Below are 23,171 nucleotides of genomic sequence, written 5' to 3' on the forward strand. Positions count from 1 at the left end.
TTGATGGCTGAAAATTGTGTCAGTCATCGGAACGGCGCTCATGAATACCCAATAAAGCGTCTTTTCAAAAAGTTCAAACAAAGGCAGGGAGAAGCGGGCCTGCAAATTTGCGGGCCCGGCTCTCTTTGCCTTGTACACGGAAGGAGAAACCCAATGGCAGAAACAGAAACAATGAACTCCACCGCGGTAGGCGCGGAAAACGAGTATGACGCCTCGGAAATTCAGGTTCTGGAGGGTCTGGAGGCCGTCCGTAAGCGCCCCGGCATGTATATTGGGTCCACATCGTCTTCGGGCCTGCACCACTTGGTGTATGAGATCGTAGACAATGCCATCGATGAAGCGCTGGCGGGGTACTGCACGGAAATTCTGGTGCAGATCAATGCCGATGGGACCATTACCGTGGTGGACAACGGCCGCGGCATTCCCGTGGATATCCAGTCCCAGACCGGTCGTCCGGCTCTGGAGGTTGTGTTCTCCGTACTGCATGCCGGCGGCAAGTTTGGCGGCGGAGGCTACAAGGTCTCCGGCGGCCTACACGGCGTGGGCGCCAGCGTGGTCAACGCGCTGTCGGAGTGGCTCGTGGTTCAGGTTCATAAGGACGGCCAGATCTACGAGATGAAATTTTCCCGCGGTGCGATTACGCAGGAGATAAAGGTGGTAGGAACCAGTGATTACATGGGTACCACCGTCACCTTTAAACCAGACCCTGAAATATTTCGGGATACCACGGACTATGATTACGAGATTCTTCATACCCGCATGCGGGAGCAGGCGTTTTTGAATGCCGGATTGAAAATCAAAACCGTGGACCTGCGGGAAGGCCGGGAGCAGTCCGACGAGATGCACTATGCAGGAGGTATCCGGGAATTCGTCGCCTGGATGAATCGGACCAAGGACCCCATTCATTCCGACGTGATCTATATGGCGGGCAGCAAGGACGACTCCATGGCGGAGATTGCCATGCAGTATCACGACGGGTATAACGAGACAATTTTTTCCTTTGCCAACAACATTCATACCCCCGAGGGAGGTATGCACGAGGAAGGGTTTAAGCGGGCGCTCACCAACGTTCTAAATGCTTACGGCAAAAAGATCGGTATGCTGAAGGATGCGGATAAGGTTTCCGGCGAGGATTGCCGTGAGGGGCTTACCTGTGTGATTTCCGTGAAGCTGACCGACGCTCAGTTTGAGGGGCAGACGAAGGCAAAGCTGGGCAACAGCGAAATCCGCACGCTGGTAAACAATCTTGTGTCCAACAAGCTGGAGACCTATCTGGAAGAAAACCCTCAGGTGGGCCGCATGATTCTGGATAAGTCCCTCACCGCAAACCGCGCGCGGGAAGCTGCCCGAAAGGCCCGGGAATCCATCCGACGCAAGACCGCCCTGGGCGGAGCCGCCATGCCGGACAAGCTGCGGGACTGCAACGAGGCAAACCCGGAGCTCACCGAAATCTATATCGTTGAGGGTGACTCCGCAGGCGGCTCCGCCACCCAAGGACGGGACTCCCGCTTTCAGGCGATCCTGCCGCTGTGGGGCAAGATGCTGAACGTGGAAAAAGCCCGTGCAGATAAGGTGTACGGCAACGACAAGCTCCAGCCGGTCATCACTGCTCTGGGCGCGGGCATCGGTGAGGAGTTTGATCCGGCAAAGCTACGCTATCACAAAATTGTGATTATGGCCGATGCCGATGTGGATGGCTCCCATATCCGCACACTGCTGCTGACCTTCTTTTTCCGCTTTATGCGGCCCTTGGTGGAGCATGGATACGTTTATGCCGCAGTCCCTCCCCTGTTTAAGCTGACGAGGGGAAAGACCTCCCGGGTTGCCTATACCGAGGAAGAAAGCCGACTCCTTTCATTGGAGATGCGGCAGGACAATCCCAATGCCAAAATTGATATCAGCCGGTATAAGGGCCTTGGCGAAATGAACCCCCACGAGCTGTGGGAGACCACCATGGACCCGGAAAAACGGACCCTGCGCCGCATTACGCTGGACGATGCCGTGGCCGCCGACGAGACGTTTTCCATCCTGATGGGTGAAAAGGTGGAGCCGCGAAAGGAATTTATCGAGAAGAACGCGAAATACGCGGTCAATCTGGACTATTAAGGAGGGAGAACCGAAATGAGTAAGAAACCGCAATACGATCCCGAGGAGATTCGGTTCCCCAACCAGAAAATTGAACAGTCTCCCCTCGTTACAGAGATGCAGAAATCTTATATCGAGTATGCTATGAGCGTCATTGTCGGCCGCGCCCTCCCCGATGTGCGTGACGGCTTGAAGCCGGTGCACCGCCGCATTTTGTACGCCATGTATGAAGACGGGCTGACCTATGAAAAGGCTTTCCGCAAGTGCGCCACCGCCGTCGGCGATGTTCTGGGACGCTACCACCCTCACGGAGATCAATCTGTATACGACGCGCTGGTGCGTCTGGCGCAGGACTTTTCCATGCGCTACATGCTGGTGGACGGTCACGGCAACTTCGGTTCCATTGACGGAGACCCGCCTGCCGCGTACCGTTATACGGAGGCGCGCCTTTCCAAGATTTCCGAGGAAATGCTCCGGGATATAGACAAGGAAACTGTGGACTGGGACCCCAACTTTGACGAAACGCGTAAAGAACCCCGTGTTCTGCCTGCCCGTTTCCCCAATCTGCTGGTCAACGGCTCCAGCGGTATCGCCGTGGGTATGGCCACCAACATTCCTCCTCATAATCTGAGGGAGGTGATCAATGCCTGCGTCCATGTGCTGGACGACCCGGAGGCGCAGCTTGCCGACCTGATGCAATATATCAAGGGACCGGATTTCCCAACCAGAGGCATCATCATGGGCCGCAGCGGCATTCGCGCCGCTTACGCCACGGGCCGTGGCCGGGTGGTCATCCGCGCCCGGACGGAATTTGAGGAGTTCGGCAAGGACCGAACCCGCATTGTGGTGACGGAGATTCCCTATCAGGTCAATAAGCGCATGCTGATCAAGAATATGGCCGAACAGGTGGAGGACAAGCGGCTGGAGGGTATTTCCGACATCCGGGATGAGTCCGACCGAAACGGTATGCGGGTGGTCATCGAGCTAAAGCGGGACGCCAATCCCCAGGTGGTGCTGAACCGCCTGTTCTCTCAGACGCAGCTGCAGTCCAGCTTTGCTATCAATATGCTGGCGCTGGTGGATAACCAGTCTCAACCGAAAATTCTGTCTTTGCGGCATATCATTGACGAATATCTGAAGTTCCAGGAGGAGCTGATCGTTCGCCGGACGCGTTACGATTTAAAAAAGGCTCAGGAACGCGCCCATCTTCTGGATGGACTGCTGATTGCCCAGGACCACATCGACGAGGTCATCAAGGTCATTCGCAGCAGCTATGACAACGCAAAGCAGAATTTGATGGAAAAGTTTGGTCTGGACGATGTTCAGGCCCAGGCCATCTGCGATATGCGCCTGATTGCCCTCCAGGGACTAAATCGGGAAAAGCTGGAGACGGAGTACAAGGAGCTGGAGGAGAAAATCAATTACTTTGAAAAGCTCCTGGCTTCCAACGAAATGATTCGCGCCGTATTGAAGGAAGAATTGACGGCGATCGCCGAGAAATTCGGGGACGACCGTAAAACCGAGATACAGGATTTGGAGGATGAAATCGACATCGAAGATCTGATCGAGGAGGAGGAGTGTGTCTTCACCCTCACAGAGGCGGGGTATATTAAGCGGACAGCGGTCAGCGAGTATTCCGCCCAGTCCAAGGGCGGTATGGGTAAAAAAGGAATTACCACCCGGGACGAGGACGTGGTGGTGGACGTGTTCACCGCCTCCACCCACGACTATATTCTCTTCTTTACCGATACCGGAAAGGTCTATCGAAAGAAGGGTTATCAAATCCCCGAATCCGGAAAGACCGCCAAGGGCACAAACCTGATCAACATTCTTCAGATCGAGCAGGGCGAGCGGGTCCAGACCATGATTCACACCCGATCCATTGAGGACGACGGCCGGTTTTTGTTCATGGTGACCCGAAACGGCACGGTAAAGCGTCTGCCCGCCAGCACACTGAAAAATCTCCGTAACAACGGCATCCGCGCCCTGCGTATGGACGAGGGCGATCAGCTCATTACCGTCCGGGAGACGGACGGCAGCCAGAGAATTCTGATCGCCACCCATGACGGAATGGCCTGCTGCTTTGAGGAGACCGATGTGCGGCCCATGGGCCGGGACGCTGTTGGCGTTCGCGGTATCCGCCTGCGTCAGGGCGACTATGTGGTGGCCGCCGCTCGGGCAACTCCGGAGATGACGGTTCTTTCGATCACGGAAAAAGGCTACGGCAAGCGAACCTCCGTAGAGGATTACCGCATTACAAACCGGGGCGGTATCGGCATTAAAAACTATCTGGTGACGGAAAAGACTGGCCCGGTGGTAGGAGTTAAGGTGGTGGACGGCAACGAGGATCTGCTTCTGGTCACCCAAAGCGGTATTCTAATCCGGACGCCGGTGGACAGCATCCGCGTGGCGGGCCGGGCCACACAGGGCGTCATTGTCATGCGGTTTAAAGAGGATGGCGACCAGGTGATTTCCATGGCGCTGACGGACAAAGAGGACACAGAGTCTTCTGAGGAAGCGGAGACGATGGAGAATACAGAGGCGATGGAAGAAACGGAGTCCTCTGTTGGCACAGCGCCCGAAGAGCCGGAAGCATAAAAAACAATAAAGCTCCAAATGCCCAAGGGCATTTGGAGCTTTTTCTGTTGCATTAAATACGGAATCTCACTTAAATTTTCTGCTCTCAGAGACAGCCAGTTCATCGCAGCGGTTGTTATCGGCGGTGTCCGCGTGGCCCTTGACCCAGTGATAGTGAAGGGTATGGGTGTCCGTCAGAGCCAACAGCCGTTCCCACAGGTCGGGATTGAGGGCGGGTTTTTTGTCGGACTTGATCCAACCCCGTTCTTGCCAGCCCCTTGCCCATCCCTTGGAAAGACCGTCAATGACGTATTTTGAATCGCTCCAGAGCTCCACCGTGCAGGGTTCCTTTAAAAGCGACAGCGCCTCGATGACGGCGGTCAGCTCCATGCGGTTGTTGGTGGTGGCCGCCTCCCCGCCGGACAGCTCCCGGCGGTGCGCACCGTACAGAAGCACGGCTCCCCAGCCGCCGGGACCGGGATTGCCGGAACAGGCGCCGTCGGTGTAGATCGTGACCGTTTTCATGAATGCTCCCTCCCCGCTCGCGGCGTCGCCTTTTTATTCCAGCGCATCCAGCTCTGTCTGCCACAGCGCGATTTTCGCGTCGCTGGGCATCCGCCAGTCACCCCGGGGCGATACCGCCACAGAGCCGACCTTCGGCCCGTCGGGCAGACAGTTCCGCTTGAACTGCTGAGAGAAAAACCGACGGTAAAACGTCCGCAGCCATTTCAAAATGACAGTGCGGTCATACTTTTTGCCCCAGGCATAGATGGACAGACGATAGATCTTCCCCGGGCCAAAGCCCCAGCGCAGAAAGTAGTACAGGAAAAAGTCGTGGAGTTCATAGGGACCCACCAGGTCCTCCGTCTTCTGGGAGATGTTTCCCTGCACAGCCGGAAGCAGTTCCGGAGATACGGGCGTATCCAGAATGTCCTCTAAAACGCCGGTTAAGTCCTCGTCCTTATCTCGGTTGTCCTTAGCCAGGTAGGCCACCAGATGTCGCACCAGCGTCTTGGGGATGGAGGCATTGACGGCATAATTGCTCATGTGGTCGCCGTTGTAGGTGCACCAGCCAAGAGCCAGCTCACTCAGATCCCCGGTGCCGATGACAAGTCCGCCGGTCTGATTGGCAACGTCCATCAAAACCTGCGTCCGCTCTCGGGCCTGTCCGTTCTCAAAGGTGACGGAATGATCCGCCATGTCATGTCCGATGTCCCGGAAATGGCTGCGGACGGTGGCGGAAATGTCCACGGTTTTCAGTGTGGCCCCTAACCGTTCCGCCAGGATCACCGCGTTGTTTTTTGTCCGGTCCGTGGTGCCAAAGCAGGGCATGGTCACCGCCACGATGTCTGTCATGGGCTTGTTGCACATCTTCATGGCAAGGCCCGTGATGAGAACCGCCAACGTGGAATCAAGACCGCCGGACAGGCCCACCACGGCGGTCTTGGCACCGGTATGCTCCAGCCGCTGCTTGAGGCCCAGGGACGCGATCAGCAGGATTTCCCGGCAGCGAGCGTCCCGGTCCTCCTTCCCCTCTGGTACGAAAGGCATAGGCGCCACGTAGCGGGTGAGCTTGGTTCGCTCCGAAGTCAGAGAGAAGGAAACCGTCATCGGTCCGTCAGCGTTCTCCATCTCCGGCATTTCCTGCGTGCGCCGCCGCTCGTAGCAAAGGCGCTGCACGTCAATCTCCGAGATCAGCAAACCGCCCTCAAAGCGTTTTTCAGCCAGCAGCACGCCGTTTTCCGCAATCAGCTGGTGTGAGCCAAAGACCACATCGGAAGTGGACTCTCCCTCCCCCACGCTGGCGTACACATAGCCGCACAGTAGCTTTGCCGACTGCAGGGTCACCAGCTGGCGGCGGTAGACGTCCTTTCCAACCAAATCATTGCTGGCGGAGAGGTTGCCGATGATCGTGGCCCCGGCCTGAGCCATGGCAACGGAGGGGGAATTTGGAACCCACAGATCCTCACAAATCTCAAAGCCAAGGGTCAGGCCCGGGAGCTGTTCGCAGGAAAATAACATCTCCGGGCCAAAGAATACCTCATTGCCGCAGAGCTTCACCGTATGAAACAGCTCCCTCGGAGCCGGGGCGAACTGCCTCTTCTCGTAAAACTCGCCGTAATTAGGAAGGTGCGTCTTTGGCACGACACCTAGAATCATTCCCTTTTGTATAACTGCGGCACAATTATACAATCTGTTTTTGAACTGCACCGGCAGACCCACCGCAGTTACAACCTCCAGATTCCGGGTCGCCTCCAGCACGGTGGCAAGGGCCTGTTCCGCCCCCCGCAGCAGGGTGTCCTGATAGAAGAGGTCACCGCAAGTATAGCCTGTCAGTCCCAATTCCGGCAAGACCAGAACTCTGACCCCCGCCTGCTCCGCCTTGCGCATCATGGTAAACGTTTCCTCCGCATTGCGGGCGCAGTCGGCCAGGTGAACTTTGGGACTGCCGCAGGCGACCGAAATAAAACCGTCTTTCATGCAAAACGCCTCCTGAGTAAAATCATTTTCTTATATAGTATACCACGGACGGACTTTTCGCAAGATTTGAAAAATTCTCCAAGGTCTAAGCGGATAAATTGAAGAAAGAAACGGAATGTTTTGGTTGGCCTAGAAAATAAATAAAGCGAAAAAGACTGCCGAAGCAGTCTTTTTCGCTGTGTGTGTTTTTAGGAGGGAGAAAACGCATCGGGGTGGGAGTCCCCTTTGCTGATTATTAAGATATCTGAAAAAAATGGCCGAATTGTGCATTTGATATGAACAGTTTGTAAACAAAATGTGCTTCTCTGGCGCAGACACAAACTTTTCCAAAAAGACGGTTTTTCGAGCTTTTTGCAAAAAAAGACGCCCGCAAAAGCGGACGTCTCGTTCTCAGCCAATTTTGTTCAGCTTCAGGGTCATCGCGCTCTTGCGGCGCGCAGCCGTATTCTTGTGCAGAACGCCGCTGGCAACAGCCTGATCGACTTTCTTTACCGCGACTTTATACACGCCATCGGCCTCGGTGCGATTGCCTTCTGCGGCAACAGCCTCGAACTTCTTGATGGCAGTCTTCAGCTCGGATTTCTCGGCCTTATTGCGGGCGTTTCTCGCCTCGGCGATCAGAACGCGCTTTTTGGCAGACTTGATATTCGGCAAACCAAACACCTCCTTTGGCAATTTAAAAATACGTGAGAATTTTGAAATCTCACCGTGCAGAATGATATTTTAACAGTTCTTCGCACAAAAAGCAAGCCCTTTTCTAAAAAAACCTCAACTTTTTGTATATTGTGTATGGTTTCGGAAAACCTAGCGCAAAGATACAACATTTAGTGGGAGGCGGCTTATAGAAATGTACGCAAAACGGACGGATCTGGCGCTGGAGGCGCAGGAGCTGTGGCAGGAAAGCGCGGAGAAGACTTCAAAGCTCTCCGGGGTCAAGGCGGGCAAGTCCCGCCGGGAAGGATACCCGGTGACAAAAGTGGAGATTTTAGACGATCAGGGAGCCCAGACTCTTGGTAAACCGGTTGGGACGTATTTGACATTGGACCTTACGGCGTACTGGCAGAGAAAAGAAGACTATTTCGACCGGGCGGTCCGGGCGCTTGGAGCGGAGCTGAAGCAAATGCTTCCCGGCGATGGGGCGGCGCTGGTAATCGGCCTTGGAAACCGGGCCATGACGCCGGACGCGGTGGGGCCACTGACACTGGAGAGCGTGCTGATTACCCGGCATCTGCGGGCGGCTATGCCCAAACAGTTTGGCGGCTTTCGGCCTGTGTCCGCGTTTTCCGTGGGTGTTCTGGGAACCACCGGCGTGGAATCCGCGGAGGCGGTGAGGGGCTTGGTAAAGGAGGTGGAGCCGGATTTTGTCATCGCCGTGGACGCTCTGGCCTCCCGCCGGACGGGGCGGGTATGCGCCACCGTTCAGCTCAGCGACAGCGGGATTGTTCCAGGCTCCGGCGTCGGGAACCATCGCTCCGCGCTGAACAAAGAGTCTCTTGGCGTACCGGTTTTTGCCGTGGGCATCCCCACGGTGGTGGACGCCGCCACTTTGGCGGCGGATCTGCTGGAGGAATCCGGCGTGACGGAGTTCGACGAAAAACGTCTGCGCAGCCGTAAGCAGCCCATGACCGTGACACCCCGGGACATTGACGCTCAGGTGCGGGAGCTGTCCCGGGTCCTGGGCTACGGCGTCAACTGGGCGCTTCAGGAGCTGGAAATCGAGGATATGGCCGCTCTGCTGGGATAAACCGCCACGCAAAGACCCGGAGCAGTCTGCGTTAAAGCATAAGCTCCAGCCCCACCGGGCAGTGGTCGCTGCCGAAAACCTGATCGTAGATCAGGGAGTCCGCTGCCTTTTCCTCAAGCCGCCGGGAGACGAGAAAATAATCAATGCGCCAGCCTGCGTTCTTCTCCCGCGCGCGGAAGCGGTAGCTCCACCAGGAGTAAGCAATTTTTTCCGGATACAGTGTCCGAAAGGTGTCGGAAAAACCGGCGCGCAGCAGCTCCGTCATCTTCCCTCGCTCCTGATCGGAAAAGCCCGCGTGACCCCGGTTTGTTTTTGGGTTTTTGAGATCAATTTCCTGGTGGGCCACGTTCAGGTCCCCGCACAGGATTACCGGCTTTACCCGGTCCAGTTCTTGCAGGTAGTCCCGGAAATCGTCCTCCCACCGCATACGGTAGTCAATGCGCTTCAGCTCGTCCTGCGCGTTGGGCGTGTAGCAGCAGACCAGATAAAATTCTTTAAATTCGGCGGTGATGACCCGGCCCTCATGGCGGTGTTCGTCGCCGCCGAAGTCATAGGTCACGTTCAGCGGTGAAACGCGGGTAAACACAGCCGTTCCTGAATAGCCCGGCTTATCCGCGCTGTTCCAGAATTTTTCATAGTCCGGCAAATCAAAATCCGCCTGCTCCGGCTTCATCTTCGTCTCCTGCAGGCAGATCACATCCGCGTCCGCTGATTTGCAAAAAGCAAGAAAACCTTTTCCGAGACAGGCCCGCAAGCCGTTTACGTTCCACGAAATCAGTTTCATGGCGCCCTCCCCTTTTGACTTGTTTTTTCACAGTTTACCCGCTCAGGGGGAAAAACACAATGTTTTTTGCACCAAACCGTTGCTGGAAAAAGAAAAAAGGAGTAAAGTGGAGGCGATACAACTTATAAGTTGAGCAAGGATGGAAGATTTTATGAAGAGAGAGGAACGGGGCCTCCGAAATATGACGGTGGGCAGCCCTGCCGGACATATTTTTCTGTTTGCCCTCCCACTGCTGCTGGGAAGCTTTTTGCAGCAGCTTTACAACATGGTGGATTCCTGGGTGGTGGGAAATTACGTGGGCGACGCGGCGTTGGCCGCCGTGGGCGTTGGGTTTCCTGTGATCTTTATGTTTACCTCACTGTTTATGGGAATTGCCAACGGCGGAACGGTGGTGATCTCCCAGTATTACGGCGCGGGAAAGATGGATCGGGTGCGGGACGCAGTGGATACGATTTACACGACCTTCATCGTATCCGCCGTTCCGGTGACCGTGCTGGCGCTGCTGCTGGTGAAGCCGCTGCTCTTTTTGCTGCGGGTGGACCAGACGGCCTATCATGAGGCATGGGTTTACATGATGATCGTCTGCGCGGGACTTGTGGGGACCATCGGGTACAACACCAACGCGGGCATTTTGAACGGCATCGGCAACAGCCGCACCACCCTTTTATTTCTGGCAGTGGCTGCCGTTTTAAATATTATACTGGACCTTGTTCTGGTCTTGAACGCCGGGATGGGCGTTGCCGGCGTTGCCCTGGGGACCATCATTTCCCAGACGTTTTCGTGGCTGTTCGGCCTTTTCTATATCAATCGAAAATACCCCCAGATTGCCATTCATCCCTTTTGCTTTCATTTCGACAGGGCGCTTTTCCGGCAGGTGCTGGGAATCGGTCTTCCCGCGGGAATTCAGATGTCGCTGGTGTCGTTGGGTGTCATGGCGGTGATGAGCAAGGTCGACACCTTCGGTAAGGCATACACCGCCGCGTATACCGTGGGCAATAAGCTGGACAGCATGGCTTTTCTTACGGTGCAGGCCCTCACCAATTCCATCACCGCCTTCGTGGGTCAGAATACCGGCGCCAAGAAACCGGAGCGGGTGCGCACCGGAGTCAGGATTGCCGTGACTGCCACCGTGGTCTGGTGTCTTTTCATGACGGCGGTGCTTTTGACCGCGTCAAACGCGCTGTTTCATCTGTTTTCTCCCGAAGCGGCGGTGGCGGAAGCCGGCGGCTATTACATCCGGGCCATTATGCCGCCCTATGTGCTGTTCGGTACCATGTATATCCTCAACGGTGCCATGCGCGGCGCGGGTGAGAGCATCTTTCCCATGGCAACCACGGTACTCTCCATGATCGTGATGCGCGTTCCGGCGGTCTATTATCTGGCAAACCGATTTGGGCCGGAGCGGATGTTTTATGGTTTCGGCATCGGCTGGGCTGGCGGTTTTATCCTCTGTACGGCCTACTATTTTTCGGGACGGTGGAAACGGCGGGGAAGCCTTGCGGAAGAAAATTCCTGAATTGGTTGTTATTTTTCGTTGATTGGCATATACTTTTAACTTGCAGATATTTATGACCGCCCCCTTTCATTCGGGGGACGGAAAAGGAGGAAAAAGCCCATGGAAAAAGAGAGATTTTATATCACCACACCCATCTATTACCCTTCGGACAAGCTGCACATCGGCCACACCTACTGCACCGTTGCCACCGATGCCATCGCCCGCTACAAGCGGCTCCACGGCTATGACGTCATGTTTTTAACCGGTACCGACGAGCACGGACAGAAAATCGAGACAAAGGCCGAAGAGGCGGGCGTCTCCCCCAAGGAATTCGTGGACCGGATTGTCGAGGGACCTAAGGGCGTCAAGGACCTGTGGAAGCTGATGAATATTTCCAACAACCGGTTCATCCGCACCACGGACGATTACCATGTGAAATCCATCCAGTACATCTTCCGGAAGATGTACGACAACGGCGATATTTACAAGGGCACCTATAAGGGTAAGTACTGCACGCCCTGCGAGTCCTTTTGGACGGAGAGTCAGCTCAAGGACGGTTGCTGCCCCGACTGCGGCCGCCCCGTGGTGGACGCTGAGGAGGAGGCTTATTTCTTCCGCCTGAGCAAGTACGCGGGCCGCATCCGCACGCTGCTGGAGGATACCGACTTCCTCCAGCCTCGCTCTCGTGTCAACGAGATGGTGAAAAATTTCATTGAGCCGGGTCTGGAGGATCTGTGCGTCTCCCGTACGTCTTTTACCTGGGGCATCCCCGTGGATTTCGATCCCAAGCACGTGGTTTACGTGTGGGTGGACGCTCTGAGCAACTATATTACCGCACTGGGCTACGGCAACGACCAGTATGACGACTATCAAAAATGGTGGCCGGGTGTGAACATTGTGGGCAAGGAGATTGTCCGTTTTCACTCCATCATCTGGCCCGCCATGCTGATGAGTCTGGGTGAGCCCCTGCCCAAGCAGGTCTACGGACACGGCTGGCTGCTGCTGGACGGCGGCAAGATGAGCAAGTCCAAGGGCAACGTGGTGGACCCCTATCTGTTGGCGGAGCGGTACGGAACCGACGCCCTGCGCTTTTTCCTGCTGCGCTCCTTCCCCTTCGGACAGGACGGAAACTTCTCCAACGAGCTTTTAATCCAGTGCATCAACACGGATCTTGCCAACGATCTTGGAAATCTTCTCTCCCGCACCACCGCCATGGTGGAAAAATATTTCGGCGGACAGCTCCCGGCGGTTCAGGAGGCGGACCCCATGGACGGCGAGCTGATCGCGCAGGCGTCCGCTCTGCGGGATAAGTACGAGGCGCAGATGGAAAAATTCCAGATGCAGAACGGACTTGACGAAACCTTCAAGGTGATCTCCCGCGCCAACAAATATATCGACGAGACGGCCCCCTGGGTGCTGGCCAGGGACGAGGCAAAAAAGCCCCGCCTTGCCCGGGTCATGTACAACTTGCTGGAGACGCTGCGCATCTGCGGTACCCTTCTCGTGCCGTTCACTCCCGACAGCTGCGCCAAGATATTCGACCAGATCGGCGCTTCCGCCGAGATGACCGATTGGGACAGCGCCGCAAAATGGGGAGTGCTTCCTGCCGACGCCAAGGTCCACAAGGGCGAGAACATCTTCCCCCGCATCGATGTGGAGAAGGAGCTTCAGGAGTTGGACGCGCTGCAGGAGGCCGCCAGAAAGGCCGCCCGTCCCGCCATTGAGCGGGAACCCCAGCTGACGGAAACCGTGGACTTTGACACCTTCTGCAAGTCTGACTTCCGGGCCGTGAAGGTGAAAGCCTGCGAGGCGGTGAAAAAGTCCGACAAGCTGCTGAAATTCACGTTGGACGACGGCACCGGCACGGACCGGCAGATTCTCTCCGGCATTCACAAATGGTATCAGCCGGAGGAGTTGGTGGGCAAGACGCTGGTGGCCATCGTGAACCTGCCTCCCCGGAAGATGATGGGCATTGATTCCAACGGAATGCTGATCTCCGCTGTCCACACCGAACGGGGCGAGGAGTGTCTGCACCTGCTGATCGTGGACGACGCCATTCCCGCCGGTGCGAAGCTCTGCTGACCGCCTGAAAAAATAGAAGAGCAGCAGGGAACCGCTGCGGTTCCCTGCTGCATATTCGTTCTGAGAGGATTGCCCCCATGTATTTTGACACCCATGCCCATTATGACGACGCGGCCTTTGAAGCGGACCGGGACGCGCTGCTCTCCGCCCTGCCGGAATTTGGCGTGGGCCTTGTAATTGATCCCGGCTGCGACGTGGAATCCTCCCGGGCCGCCGTGGCGCTGGCGGAGAGGTTCTCCCATGTCTACGCAGCCGTGGGCCTTCACCCGGAAAACTGCCAAGGCTGCGGCCGGGCGGAGCTGGAGGTAATTCGGAAGCTGGCCGCCCATCCGAAAACGGTGGCCATTGGGGAGATCGGGCTGGATTATCACTGGGATACGAACCCACCCAAGGCGTTTCAGCAGGAACTTTTCCGCCTTCAGCTGGAGCTTGCCGGGGAGCTTGATCTGCCGGTGATCGTCCACGACCGGGACGCCCACGGAGACAGCCTTGCCATTGTGGAGGAATACCCGGAAGTCCGGGGCGTGTTCCACTGTTATTCCGGCAGCGCAGAAATGGCGCAGATTCTTCTGGAACGGGGCTGGTACCTGGGCTTTGACGGGCCCATTACCTATAAAAACGCCCGGAAGGCCCGTGAGGTGGCGGAGGTGACGCCGCCGGAGCGAATCCTGCTGGAGACGGACTCCCCCTACCTCTCCCCTGTTCCAAACCGGGGAAGGCGGAATGACAGCCGGAATCTGCCGTATATCGCCGCGATGCTGGGGACATGGAAAAATGTGGACCCGGACAAGCTGGCGCGAATTGCCATGGAAAACGGAAAACGATTATTTGGAATCGAGGTTTAAACGCGATGGAACAGAAAAAGGGCTTTACCATTACCTATGAATACGGCGGAAATCTGTATGTGAACACCACCAACCGCTGCAACTTCAACTGTGAGTTCTGCCTGCGGCACAACAAGGGCGGCGGCAGCATCTATACACACAACCTGTGGCTGGAGCGGGAGCCTACCCGGGAGGAGATTCTGGCGGATATTGAAAAGCGGGATCTGAGCCGGTATGCCCAGCTGGTGTTCTGCGGCTTTGGAGAACCCAGCTATCGCATGGAGGACATCTGCTGGGTAATCGACCGGATGAAGGAGCACGGAACGAAAATTTTTACCCGGATGGACACCAATGGAACCGGGAATCTCATCCATGGCCGGGATATCACTCCGGAGTTTGCCGGGCGGTTTGACATGGTTTCCATTTCTCTGAACACGGATACGGCGGAGAAATATGACGCGCTGTGCCACCCTCAGCAGAGCGGTTCCTATCAGGCCATGAAGGACTTTTCCAGGGAGCTCTGCAGGTACGTACCCAAGGTGATGATGACCGTGGTGGACACCATCCCCAAGGAGGAGATTGAGAACTGCCGCCGTATCTGCGAGGATGAGATCGGGGCGACGTACCGGGTGCGGAAATATATCGAAGACTGAACGCGCGATTGCTGAAAATAAAAACCGTCGGCCTGCTGAAAAGTGGGCCGGCGCTTCTTTTTTACGTTCCTAGTGCATAGGTTGTCCCATGAGGTGATGCAAATGAACACGGCCGTAAAAAAGCGAAACGGCCCCCGACGGCTGGGGGCCATGGGGCTGGCAGTATGTACGCTGTGGGGTGTGGCGGTCACTGCCGGAAGCGACACGGTCATATCCGCGGTCTCTGCCCTGCGGCGTGAGATTTCGGTTCCGCTGTCGGCCCTTCAATGGGAGTTGGGAGATCTGGGACCGGAAGACGGATTGTCTCCTGCTGCCGTGATGACCATTGCGGAATCTCCCCTGCTGCTTTCGGCAAGGGAGACCGTGGCAAAGCTGCTGTCCACAGAGATTCCGGATACGCCCCAGGAGCCGGTGCAGCAGACCCCAGTGGAGGAGACGCCGCTGGACACGACCCCACTCCCCACGGAAAATATTCCGGATAACGGGGTCCCCTCCAAAACGCTGGTTCCTACCGGCAACGAGGGATACACAGTCAGCGGAAAGGTGTATATTACCAACAGCACCGAGCATGCCCTGACCATTCAGGATTTGACAGCACCCTTTGACGCGGGGCTGACCGACGAGGAGCCTCAGATTTTGATTATGCACACCCACGGCAGCGAGGCCTACACCCCTGCGCCGGGTGTGGAGGTGACCTATTCCGGAAATCACCGCACCACGGACACCCGGTACAACGTGGTAGCCGTGGGGGACGTGATGGCCCAGACCTTTGGAGAGCTGGGAATCTCCGTGCTCCACGACCGGACGCTGTACGACTACCCCTCCTATTCCGGGTCCTACGACCGGTCGCTGAAGGCCATTAAGAGTTATCTCACCCAGTACCCATCCATCCACTTCATTCTGGATGTCCACCGGGACGCCATCGAAGACACGGATGGCAACGAGTACAAGGTGATCTCCCCTGTGAAAGGCGCGGGAAACGCCGCTCAGGTGACCATCGTCGTGGGCAGCGACGGCAGCGGCCTGCCTCATCCCAACTGGATGGAGAATCTCAAGCTTGCCGTGGCCTTACAGCAGGATATCACCCAGCTATATCCCACAATGCTGCGTCCCATCCTTCTGCGGAATTCCCGCTATAATCAGCAAGCCACCACCGGGTCCCTCCTGCTAGAAATAGGCGCCGCCGGAAATTCCCCGGAGGAAGCCGCCCTGTCCGGAAAGCTGTTTGCACGGGAAATGGGAGAATTTTTGCAGGAAAAAAGCAAGTAAAGCAAGCCCGCCCCGGGACACTCCGAGGGCGGGCCTGCGCGATTTAAGAGCGGCTCTATTCTCCGCAGTCGCGAAACAGACGATTCCCCCGCAGAACCAGCTGAACCTTTATAAGGGTCAAAACCGCTTCCGCAGCCAGCCAGCCGAATCCGCCCAGCACGGCCAGCCAGCCCAGCACCAGCATGCTGAACGCGAACTGCAATACAGAAAAGCCCGTAAACCATTTCCGGCATCCCGGACGGAGAGCGGGCGCTTTCCCCGTGGCCCTGGTGCCGTCTGCAAAAATATAGCGGCGAACCAAAAAAAAGCAGATATTGAAGACGATCACCCAAAACTGGAAAAGTAGTGCTTCCAGAGGGGCGTCTGCCTCTTCGCCACGGGCCAGCGTAGGTAAAATCGCCTCTGCCAGTCCAATCAGATGAAGCAGGGCCAGCATACCGATGGGTCCGAGCCGCTGGAAAAAAGTAAGCTGCCGCATAAGATTCCTCCCGGTTGTTCTAACAGAATATATGTCTAAATTTGAGACGGTCTTAATAAGAAAAGCGGAATCCCCGATCTAATACGGTTGTTATCAGAATGTTCTGAAAAGATTTTGCACATTATTCCATCAGCTTTCGTCTGTGTAAAAGAAGGCAGACAGCGTGGCAAGTAAAAAAGCCAATACCACTTTGCAAAAAGAACTGTCCACCATGAAAGACAAGACCAAAAAAGAATATTCCGAAATCTATATCTATAGAAGAAGCACCGATGTCTGCAAAAATTTCACAGACAAGCCACCCGATGACCATACCTGCTGATAGAATGTGAAATGCTCTTTTCGTTGAGAGAAATAGTCTGATATTAATACCAAGTAGTAAGAAGAACAAAAAGCGCGTAACAAACACCATATCTCCTGTTAAAACATTTGCAAAAAGAAATCTGGAAAGCCACAATATATTCAAAATAGCGCCTCCTTAATAAATCGGGGCTGTAATTTTGCGTATATTTATTCCAAGGGCATCTACAAGATCGCATTTGGTTGTCGGGTGCCGCAAGAAAAAAGCGAGTATTTCCGTCGTCCTCACCCCAGATCCACACGGAAATCTCCTCTGGCTCGGGCCTCCTCCCGGCGCTTTTTGTCCGCTCCAAGGGCGTCTAGCATTCCGCCGATGATCTGATTGGAGACGAGGAAGCCCTTCGGCGTCAGATGCCACCGGCCGTCTTCCTCCACGGCGTAGCCCGCCTGACGGCATTCCTCCAAAAAGGGCACAAAGCAATCGAACCGGCGGCGAAACTGTTTTTCAAACACCTTGGGATCCAAACCCCAGACGGTGCGCAGACCCAGCATAAGCCACTCCGTGTCCCGATCCAGCGGCGGAATGCGCTCGTTTTCCGAAAGAAGCGGCCCGCCCGCCTTGACCCCCGCGATGTAACGCTCCAGATCCTTTTCGTAGGCGTATCGCACGCTGCCAAAGTCCGAGTGGGAGCCGGGACCGAAGCCCGCATATTCCCCCAGTGTCCAGTATTTCAGATTGTGCCGGGACTCAAAGCCCGTCCGGGCAAAATTCGAGATCTCATACTGAAAAAATCCGTGGCGGTGGAGGTAGTCCACAGTCCAGAGATACATCTCAGCCTGCGCCTCGTCGTCCGGAAAGTGCTCGCTGTCCCGCCGCTGAAAGAGCGGCGTTCCATCCTCTACCTTCAGTCCGTAGCAGGACAGGTGCTGCGGAGCCAGGTCCACGGCAGCGGTCAGGTTTTTTTGCCAGGTCTCCATAGACTGCCCCGGAAGACCGTAAATCAGGTCCAGTGACAAGTTTAAAAATTTGGCCTTTCGAGCGGCCTCTACCGCTGTTTTCACTTGGGCGGCGGTGTGAATGCGGCCAATGGCGCGCAGTTCGTTGTCGTCCGCGGATTGCATCCCAAGACTCAGCCGGTTAAACCCGGCCCTGCGCAGGGCGCGCAGCTCTTTAAAGTCCCCGGCGGACTCCGGATTGGCCTCCAGCGTGATCTCTGCGTCCTTTGCGACGTGATATTTTTTTTGAATGGTCTTTAAAAGACGCACAAGCCGCTTGCTGCCAAGCAGCGACGGCGTACCGCCGCCAAAATACACGCTGTCCACCAGATGGTGGTTCGCACGGGGAGAGATTTCAACCAATTGCGTCTCCAACGCCTGTACGTAAGCATCTATCCGACTCTCCATGCCAGGCAGAGAGTAAAAATCGCAGTAGTCGCATTTTTTTGCGCAGAAGGGTATGTGGACGTAAAGGCCCAGACTTTTTTCTTCTTTTTTCAAGGCGGGTGGCCTCCTTCGAAGGTAAAAATACACGCGTGAGAATATTCTATATGGTTCAAGCCTGTTTTGCAAGGTGGTGTGGCTCCCATATTTTCTCAGTTTACCATAGCGCCTTTCTTCATTCAAGGCGTTGCATGTAATTGACGGGGACGAATATTCACGCCCTCGCGAAAGTCGTGCCGGAAAACGCGCCCGCGAACATGGATTGTCCGCGGGCGCTCTATATTCTGTATGAACGGATCACTCCGTGCCGACACAAAAAAACGTAAATCTCCCGGTGGCCATCAGCTTGCCTGTTGCCTCGGCGGTAATATCCACATTGACAAGGCAGGTTGTTTTCCCCCGATGCACCACGGTCCCGACGGCCACCGCAGTTCCCTCTTTGATGTTGGACAGATAATTCATGGAGCTGTCCTGGGTCACGTAGATGCGCCCGTCGGAGTGAGCGGCGGAACCGGCAGTGCTGTCCGCCATGGTATACAGCGCGCCGCCATGGAGCATTCCGCTGGGATTTGTGCTCTCAGGCCGCAGCGTCAGGCGACACTCCGCCCGGTCCAGTTCCAGAACACTCAGTTCAATAAAATTGAAAGTCATAAAGCGGTTTAGATTGAGTCGTCTGTTTTTGATCTCTTCCAGTGTTGGCATAGGTTTTCTCCTCATTTTTTATATTTAAACTAGTTTATCACATTTCAAAATTTTTTTCCACACCTTTGTAAAAAGGGTTGACAAACGGAGCAGACGGGATATAATGAACATATGAACAATCGTTCAACTGTTCATACGAAGGAGGACTGCTGCATGGAAGACCGCTATAACGCCGACATCTGCGATCTTGTCAATGTTCATGAGGATCTCGTAAAAAAGGTCCGGAGCGAGCTGCCCAGCGAGGACACGCTTTACGACCTGACGGAGTTATTCCGAATTTTCGGGGACTCCACGAGAATCCGCATTCTGTACGTGCTCTCCGCGTCGGAGATGTGCGTATGCGACATTGCGGCCTTACTGGGGATGACCCAATCCGCCATTTCACACCAGCTGAAGGCACTGAAGAACGCGCGGCTGGTAAAGTCCCGCCGAGAGGGAAAAACCGTGTTTTACTCCCTGGCGGACAGCCATGTGCAAACCATCATTGACCAGGGAATGGAGCATGTCTCGGAGTGAGTTCGAATCCTGCACCGCATCCGCTCAGGTGAAACTGAAAAATACATGTTCGGAGGGTTTTTTTATGAAAAAGCGTTTTACACTTACTGATTTGGACTGTGCCAACTGCGCGGCGAAAATGGAGGACGCCATCAAAAAGATTGACGGCGTCAACGACGCCGTTGTCAGCTTTATGGCGCAGAAGTTGACGTTGGATGCGGACGACGCCCGGATCGACGCAATTTTAGACGAGGTGGTCCGGGTTTGCCAAAAGGTGGAACCGGACTGTGTGATCAATCGCTGATGGGATAAAAAGGATATTCTGGGACCGGGTCGCCGGGGCCTGCGATTTATCCACGCGGGTATCGCGGTTCTGCGTTAACGGCGCGGCCGGAAAAGGGAGCGTTTGTATGAGTAAAAAACAAAAGAAAATGCTGATTCGCATTTTGACCGCGGCCGGATTGCTGATCGTTGTCCGTTTCCTGCCGCTGACGGGACTCGCACAGGCACTGTGCTATTTGGTCCCCTATGCAATGATTGGCTGGGATATCCTGTGGAAGGCCGTGCGCAACATCGCAAGAGGACAGGTTTTTGATGAAAACTTCCTGATGGCCCTCGCCACGGTGGGTGCCTTTGGCACCGGCGAATACGCCGAAGCCGTGTTCGTCATGCTGTTCTATCAGGTGGGAGAGCTGTTTCAGGACTATGCGGTGGGCAAGTCCCGGCAGTCTATCGCGTCCCTTATGGACATCCGGCCCGACAGCGCCAATGTGGAGCGGGACGGCGTGATTACCACACAGGACCCGGAAGACGTGGCCGTGGGGGAAACCGTTGTGGTAAAGCCGGGCGAACGGGTCCCTCTGGACGGCGTGGTTATCGACGGGACATCCACGCTGGATACTGCCGCGCTTACCGGCGAAGCGGTTCCCCGGGATGTCGCCGTGGGCGATCCCATTCTCAGCGGCTGTGTGAATCAACGGGGCGTGCTTCGTGTCCGGGTGACGAAACCTGCCGGAGAGTCCACGGTCTCAAAAATTCTGGAAATGGTGGAAAACGCAGGAGAGCGAAAGTCACGCAGCGAGGACTTCATCACCCGCTTTGCCCGGTACTACACTCCCTGCGTGGTGATTGCGGCTGCGCTGCTGTTCCTGCTGCCCACGCTGGCATTGGCAGTCCTTTCCTCCCCGCCGGCGTTTCTCTATGGGACGGTGTGGAGTGATTGGCTCCACCGGGCGCTGATCTTTCTGGTGATCTCCTGCCCCTGCGCGCTGGTGATCTCCGTACCGCTCAGCTTTTTCGGCGGTATAGGTGGCGCGTCCAGATGCGGCATTCTGGTAAAGGGCGGAAACTATCTGGAGGCTCTCGCCGAGACGCAGACCGTGGTTTTCGACAAGACCGGCACGCTGACAAAGGGTACCTTCTCCGTCACCGCCATTCACCCCGAGGAGGGATATTCCAAAGAACAGGTGCTGGAATGGGCGGCCCTGGCAGAGCAATTTTCCGACCACCCCATCTCCAAATCCCTGCGGGCGGCCTGCCCGGACCGGATGGAGGAGTCCCGGGCTGAGGAGGTGGAGGAGATCTCCGGGCATGGCGTCCGGGCGAAAGTCAATGGCCGCAGAGTCTGCGTGGGCAACGCGCGGCTGATGGAGCGGGAGAATGTGAAGTGGCTTCCCTGTGAGCTGCCCGGCACCATCGTCCATGTGACGGCGGACGGGTTTTACGCCGGACACATTGTGATTTCGGATGAAGTAAAGCCGGAAGCAAAAGCGGCCATTGCGGATTTAAAGGCCAACGGCGTCAAAAAGACCGTGATGCTTACCGGAGACGCAAAGGCGGTGGCGGAAGCCGTGGCCAAGGAGCTGGGTGTGGATGAATTCCACGCGGAGCTTCTGCCCGCCGACAAAGTGAATTTGACGGAGAGCCTTCTCAAAAGCGAAAGCGGAAAGCTGGCCTTTGTGGGTGACGGGATCAACGACGCGCCGGTCCTGACCCGCGCCGATATCGGCATTGCCATGGGCGCCATGGGCGCCGACGCGGCCATTGAGGCGGCGGATGTGGTGCTGATGGACGACCGACCGGACAAGATCGCCACTGCCATACGAATTTCCCGCAAGACACTGCACATCGTCCGCCAGAACATTGTCCTTGCGCTGAGTGTGAAAGCGCTGGTGCTGGTTTTGGGCGCTTTTGGCATGGCAAACATGTGGGAAGCCGTGTTTGCGGATGTGGGCGTGGCATTCCTTGCAATTTTGAACGCCATGAGAGCCATGCGAGTCCGGCAATTCGACCAATAAGGCGGCTATGGCGCAAGCACCGGCCCTGGATAATTCCGGGGCCGGTGCTTTTCCGTATATAGTCTTTATAAGACGATTCAGGTTTTGTCAGAATCCTTTGAGCCGTTCTGCTCTGCTCCGGCACTCGCTTTGCCGCCGGAGGGAGCAGTCCCACCCTTAGTCTTTTGTCTGAACCCGCTGGGATCATTGCCATGGAGCTGGTTATGCATTTCCAGCATGGACTGGGCAGCCTGATCAAACTGTCTGGCCTCCTGGAAGTTTTCCACCAGGTCGCTGTGGACGATATCGCTGTAATCCTTTTCCGGGTTTTTGGGATAAACGGCCCGAAGCAAAATAGGCGTCACAATGGTGGAGGCCACCACCATCAGAATCATCGGCGCCAGGAACACGGAGTCCATCATCCCGCTGGCGATACCCTTGTTGGCCACGATCAGCGCGACTTCTCCGCGGGATATCATGCCAATACCAATCCTCAAGCTTTCCGCGTTGGTGTAGTGGAACAGCTTTGCGCCCAGACCGCAGCCGACAACCTTGGTAATAATGGCCATTAAGATGGAAATCACCGACAGCATGATGACTTCCGCATTCATGGAAGACAGAACCACCTTTAGTCCAACGCTGGCAAAAAAGATGGGGGAGAGAAACATATAGGACAGCGTTTCGCACTGAGACTGTACATAAATCGCCCGGGCGGTGTGGGAGATAATAAGTCCCGCGCAGAACGCGCCGATGATATCTGCCACGCCGAAAACTGTTTCAGCCACAAAGGCATAGAAAAAGCAGAACGCCACCGATATCACGGCAAATCGCTTGCGGTTCCAGCGCGCGGAGGCCATCCACTTCTGAATACCCTTGTGAAGAAAGTATCCCATTCCCGCCGTCACTGCGAAGAACGCCGTAATCTTTGCCAACACCACCCAGAGGCTGACACCACCGATGGATGCGCTGGTGATCAGCGTCAGCAGAATCAGACCCAGTACATCGTCGATCAGCGCCGCACCCAAAATCGCATTGCCGGAGCGGGTAGAGAGCTTTCCAAGTTCCTTCAGCGTCTCCACGCTGATGGAGACAGAGGTAGCGGTAAACACGGTACCAACGAATAGATTTTTCAGTGGGTCGCCGCCGCTGTTGAATGCCGCCGCCAATGCGTAGCCGCCCCCCAGCGGGACCAGCACGCCGATCAAAGCGATAAAAAACGCGGCCTTGCCGGATTTTTTAAGCTCGGCGAAATCTGTTTGCAGTCCCGCGCTGAACATCAGCATGATAACGCCTAACTCCGACAGCATGGAGAGAAAGTCACTGGGCTGCACCAGATTCAAAACACTGGGGCCCAGAAGCAGCCCTGCGATCAAAGAGCCGACCACCTCGGGCATATCCACCCGCTTTGACACAATGCCGAAAATTTTTGTCACCAGGATAATGATGGCGACGTCAAACACATACTGATAGGATTCCATAACAATACCTC

20 protein-coding genes are annotated in these 23,171 nt (G+C 55.8%); 11 read left to right on the forward strand and 9 right to left on the reverse strand.

The features are described 5' to 3' along the window. The first annotated feature begins 153 nt into the window (after window positions 1–153). Window positions 154–2,106, forward strand: coding sequence for a DNA topoisomerase (ATP-hydrolyzing) subunit B (gyrB, locus tag ABWQ15_RS12935; RefSeq protein ID WP_353909190.1), 1,953 nt, complete (start codon window positions 154–156; stop codon window positions 2,104–2,106). Window positions 2,107–2,121: 15 nt separating this feature from the next. Next, on the forward strand, window positions 2,122–4,683 hold the full coding sequence (gyrA, locus tag ABWQ15_RS12940) for a DNA gyrase subunit A (RefSeq protein WP_353909191.1): 2,562 nt from the start codon (window positions 2,122–2,124) through the stop codon (window positions 4,681–4,683). A gap of 66 nt (window positions 4,684–4,749) precedes the next feature. Here gyrA and rnhA read toward each other — a convergent pair whose 3' ends face one another. The 3 genes from rnhA to rpsT all read right to left on the reverse strand — a co-directional run bounded on the left by rnhA (window position 4,750) and on the right by rpsT (window position 7,797). Next, window positions 4,750–5,187, reverse strand: coding sequence for a ribonuclease HI (gene rnhA / locus ABWQ15_RS12945; protein WP_353909192.1), 438 nt, complete (start codon window positions 5,185–5,187; stop codon window positions 4,750–4,752). A gap of 33 nt (window positions 5,188–5,220) precedes the next feature. Continuing rightward, window positions 5,221–7,143, reverse strand: a complete 1,923-nt coding sequence (locus tag ABWQ15_RS12950; RefSeq protein WP_353909193.1) for an NAD(+) synthase — start codon at window positions 7,141–7,143, stop codon at window positions 5,221–5,223. Window positions 7,144–7,533: 390 nt separating this feature from the next. Then, a complete protein-coding gene (gene rpsT, locus ABWQ15_RS12955; RefSeq protein WP_040660521.1) occupies window positions 7,534–7,797 on the reverse strand; it encodes a 30S ribosomal protein S20 in 264 nt (87 codons plus the stop codon). Between the two features lie 193 nt (window positions 7,798–7,990). On the opposite strand from rpsT, the gene gpr reads away from it, so the two are divergent. After that, window positions 7,991–8,887: a GPR endopeptidase gene (gene gpr, locus ABWQ15_RS12960; RefSeq protein WP_353909194.1), complete on the forward strand. Its 897-nt coding sequence runs from the start codon at window positions 7,991–7,993 to the stop codon at window positions 8,885–8,887. 31 nt (window positions 8,888–8,918) lie between these two features. Here the strand turns inward: gpr and ABWQ15_RS12965 are convergent, their stop codons facing one another. After that, window positions 8,919–9,671 (reverse strand): exodeoxyribonuclease III, encoded by a 753-nt coding sequence (locus tag ABWQ15_RS12965; RefSeq protein ID WP_353909195.1) that lies wholly within the window; start codon window positions 9,669–9,671, stop codon window positions 8,919–8,921. A 151-nt stretch (window positions 9,672–9,822) separates the two neighbouring features. Here ABWQ15_RS12965 and ABWQ15_RS12970 point away from each other — a divergent pair, with 151 nt between their 5' ends. The 5 genes from ABWQ15_RS12970 to spoIIP all read left to right on the forward strand — a co-directional run bounded on the left by ABWQ15_RS12970 (window position 9,823) and on the right by spoIIP (window position 15,994). Further along, entirely contained in the window at window positions 9,823–11,187 is a 1,365-nt protein-coding gene (locus ABWQ15_RS12970) for an MATE family efflux transporter (protein ID WP_353909196.1), read from the forward strand. 99 nt (window positions 11,188–11,286) lie between these two features. After that, complete coding sequence (gene metG / locus ABWQ15_RS12975; RefSeq protein WP_353909197.1) at window positions 11,287–13,248, forward strand: methionine--tRNA ligase; 1,962 nt, start codon at window positions 11,287–11,289, stop codon at window positions 13,246–13,248. Window positions 13,249–13,325: 77 nt separating this feature from the next. Next, complete coding sequence (locus tag ABWQ15_RS12980) at window positions 13,326–14,093, forward strand: TatD family hydrolase (RefSeq protein WP_353909198.1); 768 nt, start codon at window positions 13,326–13,328, stop codon at window positions 14,091–14,093. 5 nt (window positions 14,094–14,098) lie between these two features. Beyond that, window positions 14,099–14,725, forward strand: coding sequence for a TatD family nuclease-associated radical SAM protein (locus ABWQ15_RS12985; RefSeq protein WP_353909199.1), 627 nt, complete (start codon window positions 14,099–14,101; stop codon window positions 14,723–14,725). Between the two features lie 102 nt (window positions 14,726–14,827). Then, the gene (gene spoIIP / locus ABWQ15_RS12990) at window positions 14,828–15,994 is read left to right on the forward strand and encodes a stage II sporulation protein P (protein ID WP_353909200.1); all 1,167 of its coding nucleotides are present in this window, start codon (window positions 14,828–14,830) and stop codon (window positions 15,992–15,994) included. A gap of 55 nt (window positions 15,995–16,049) precedes the next feature. On the opposite strand, the gene ABWQ15_RS12995 is transcribed toward spoIIP, so the two are convergent. The 4 genes from ABWQ15_RS12995 to ABWQ15_RS13010 form a co-directional block, all read right to left on the reverse strand. Next, window positions 16,050–16,472, reverse strand: coding sequence for a hypothetical protein (locus ABWQ15_RS12995; RefSeq protein WP_353909201.1), 423 nt, complete (start codon window positions 16,470–16,472; stop codon window positions 16,050–16,052). 121 nt (window positions 16,473–16,593) lie between these two features. After that, a complete protein-coding gene (locus ABWQ15_RS13000; protein WP_353909202.1) occupies window positions 16,594–16,935 on the reverse strand; it encodes a hypothetical protein in 342 nt (113 codons plus the stop codon). 119 nt (window positions 16,936–17,054) lie between these two features. Beyond that, window positions 17,055–18,266: a radical SAM family heme chaperone HemW gene (gene hemW / locus ABWQ15_RS13005; protein ID WP_353909203.1), complete on the reverse strand. Its 1,212-nt coding sequence runs from the start codon at window positions 18,264–18,266 to the stop codon at window positions 17,055–17,057. A gap of 240 nt (window positions 18,267–18,506) precedes the next feature. After that, on the reverse strand, window positions 18,507–18,911 hold the full coding sequence (locus ABWQ15_RS13010) for a PaaI family thioesterase (RefSeq protein ID WP_353909204.1): 405 nt from the start codon (window positions 18,909–18,911) through the stop codon (window positions 18,507–18,509). Between the two features lie 153 nt (window positions 18,912–19,064). Between ABWQ15_RS13010 and ABWQ15_RS13015 the strand changes: the two genes are divergently transcribed. The 3 genes from ABWQ15_RS13015 to ABWQ15_RS13025 all read left to right on the forward strand — a co-directional run bounded on the left by ABWQ15_RS13015 (window position 19,065) and on the right by ABWQ15_RS13025 (window position 21,703). Then, on the forward strand, window positions 19,065–19,427 hold the full coding sequence (locus tag ABWQ15_RS13015) for an ArsR/SmtB family transcription factor (RefSeq protein ID WP_353909205.1): 363 nt from the start codon (window positions 19,065–19,067) through the stop codon (window positions 19,425–19,427). A gap of 64 nt (window positions 19,428–19,491) precedes the next feature. After that, entirely contained in the window at window positions 19,492–19,710 is a 219-nt protein-coding gene (locus tag ABWQ15_RS13020) for a cation transporter (protein WP_353909206.1), read from the forward strand. A gap of 106 nt (window positions 19,711–19,816) precedes the next feature. After that, a complete protein-coding gene (locus ABWQ15_RS13025) occupies window positions 19,817–21,703 on the forward strand; it encodes a heavy metal translocating P-type ATPase (RefSeq protein WP_353909207.1) in 1,887 nt (628 codons plus the stop codon). 77 nt (window positions 21,704–21,780) lie between these two features. On the opposite strand, the gene ABWQ15_RS13030 is transcribed toward ABWQ15_RS13025, so the two are convergent. Further along, window positions 21,781–23,160 (reverse strand): cation:proton antiporter, encoded by a 1,380-nt coding sequence (locus tag ABWQ15_RS13030; RefSeq protein WP_353909208.1) that lies wholly within the window; start codon window positions 23,158–23,160, stop codon window positions 21,781–21,783. Window positions 23,161–23,171 lie beyond the last annotated feature (11 nt).

It is taken from the genome of Oscillibacter sp., assembly GCF_040505565.1.
In the GTDB taxonomy this organism is placed as follows: Bacteria; Bacillota; Clostridia; order Oscillospirales; family Oscillospiraceae; genus Oscillibacter.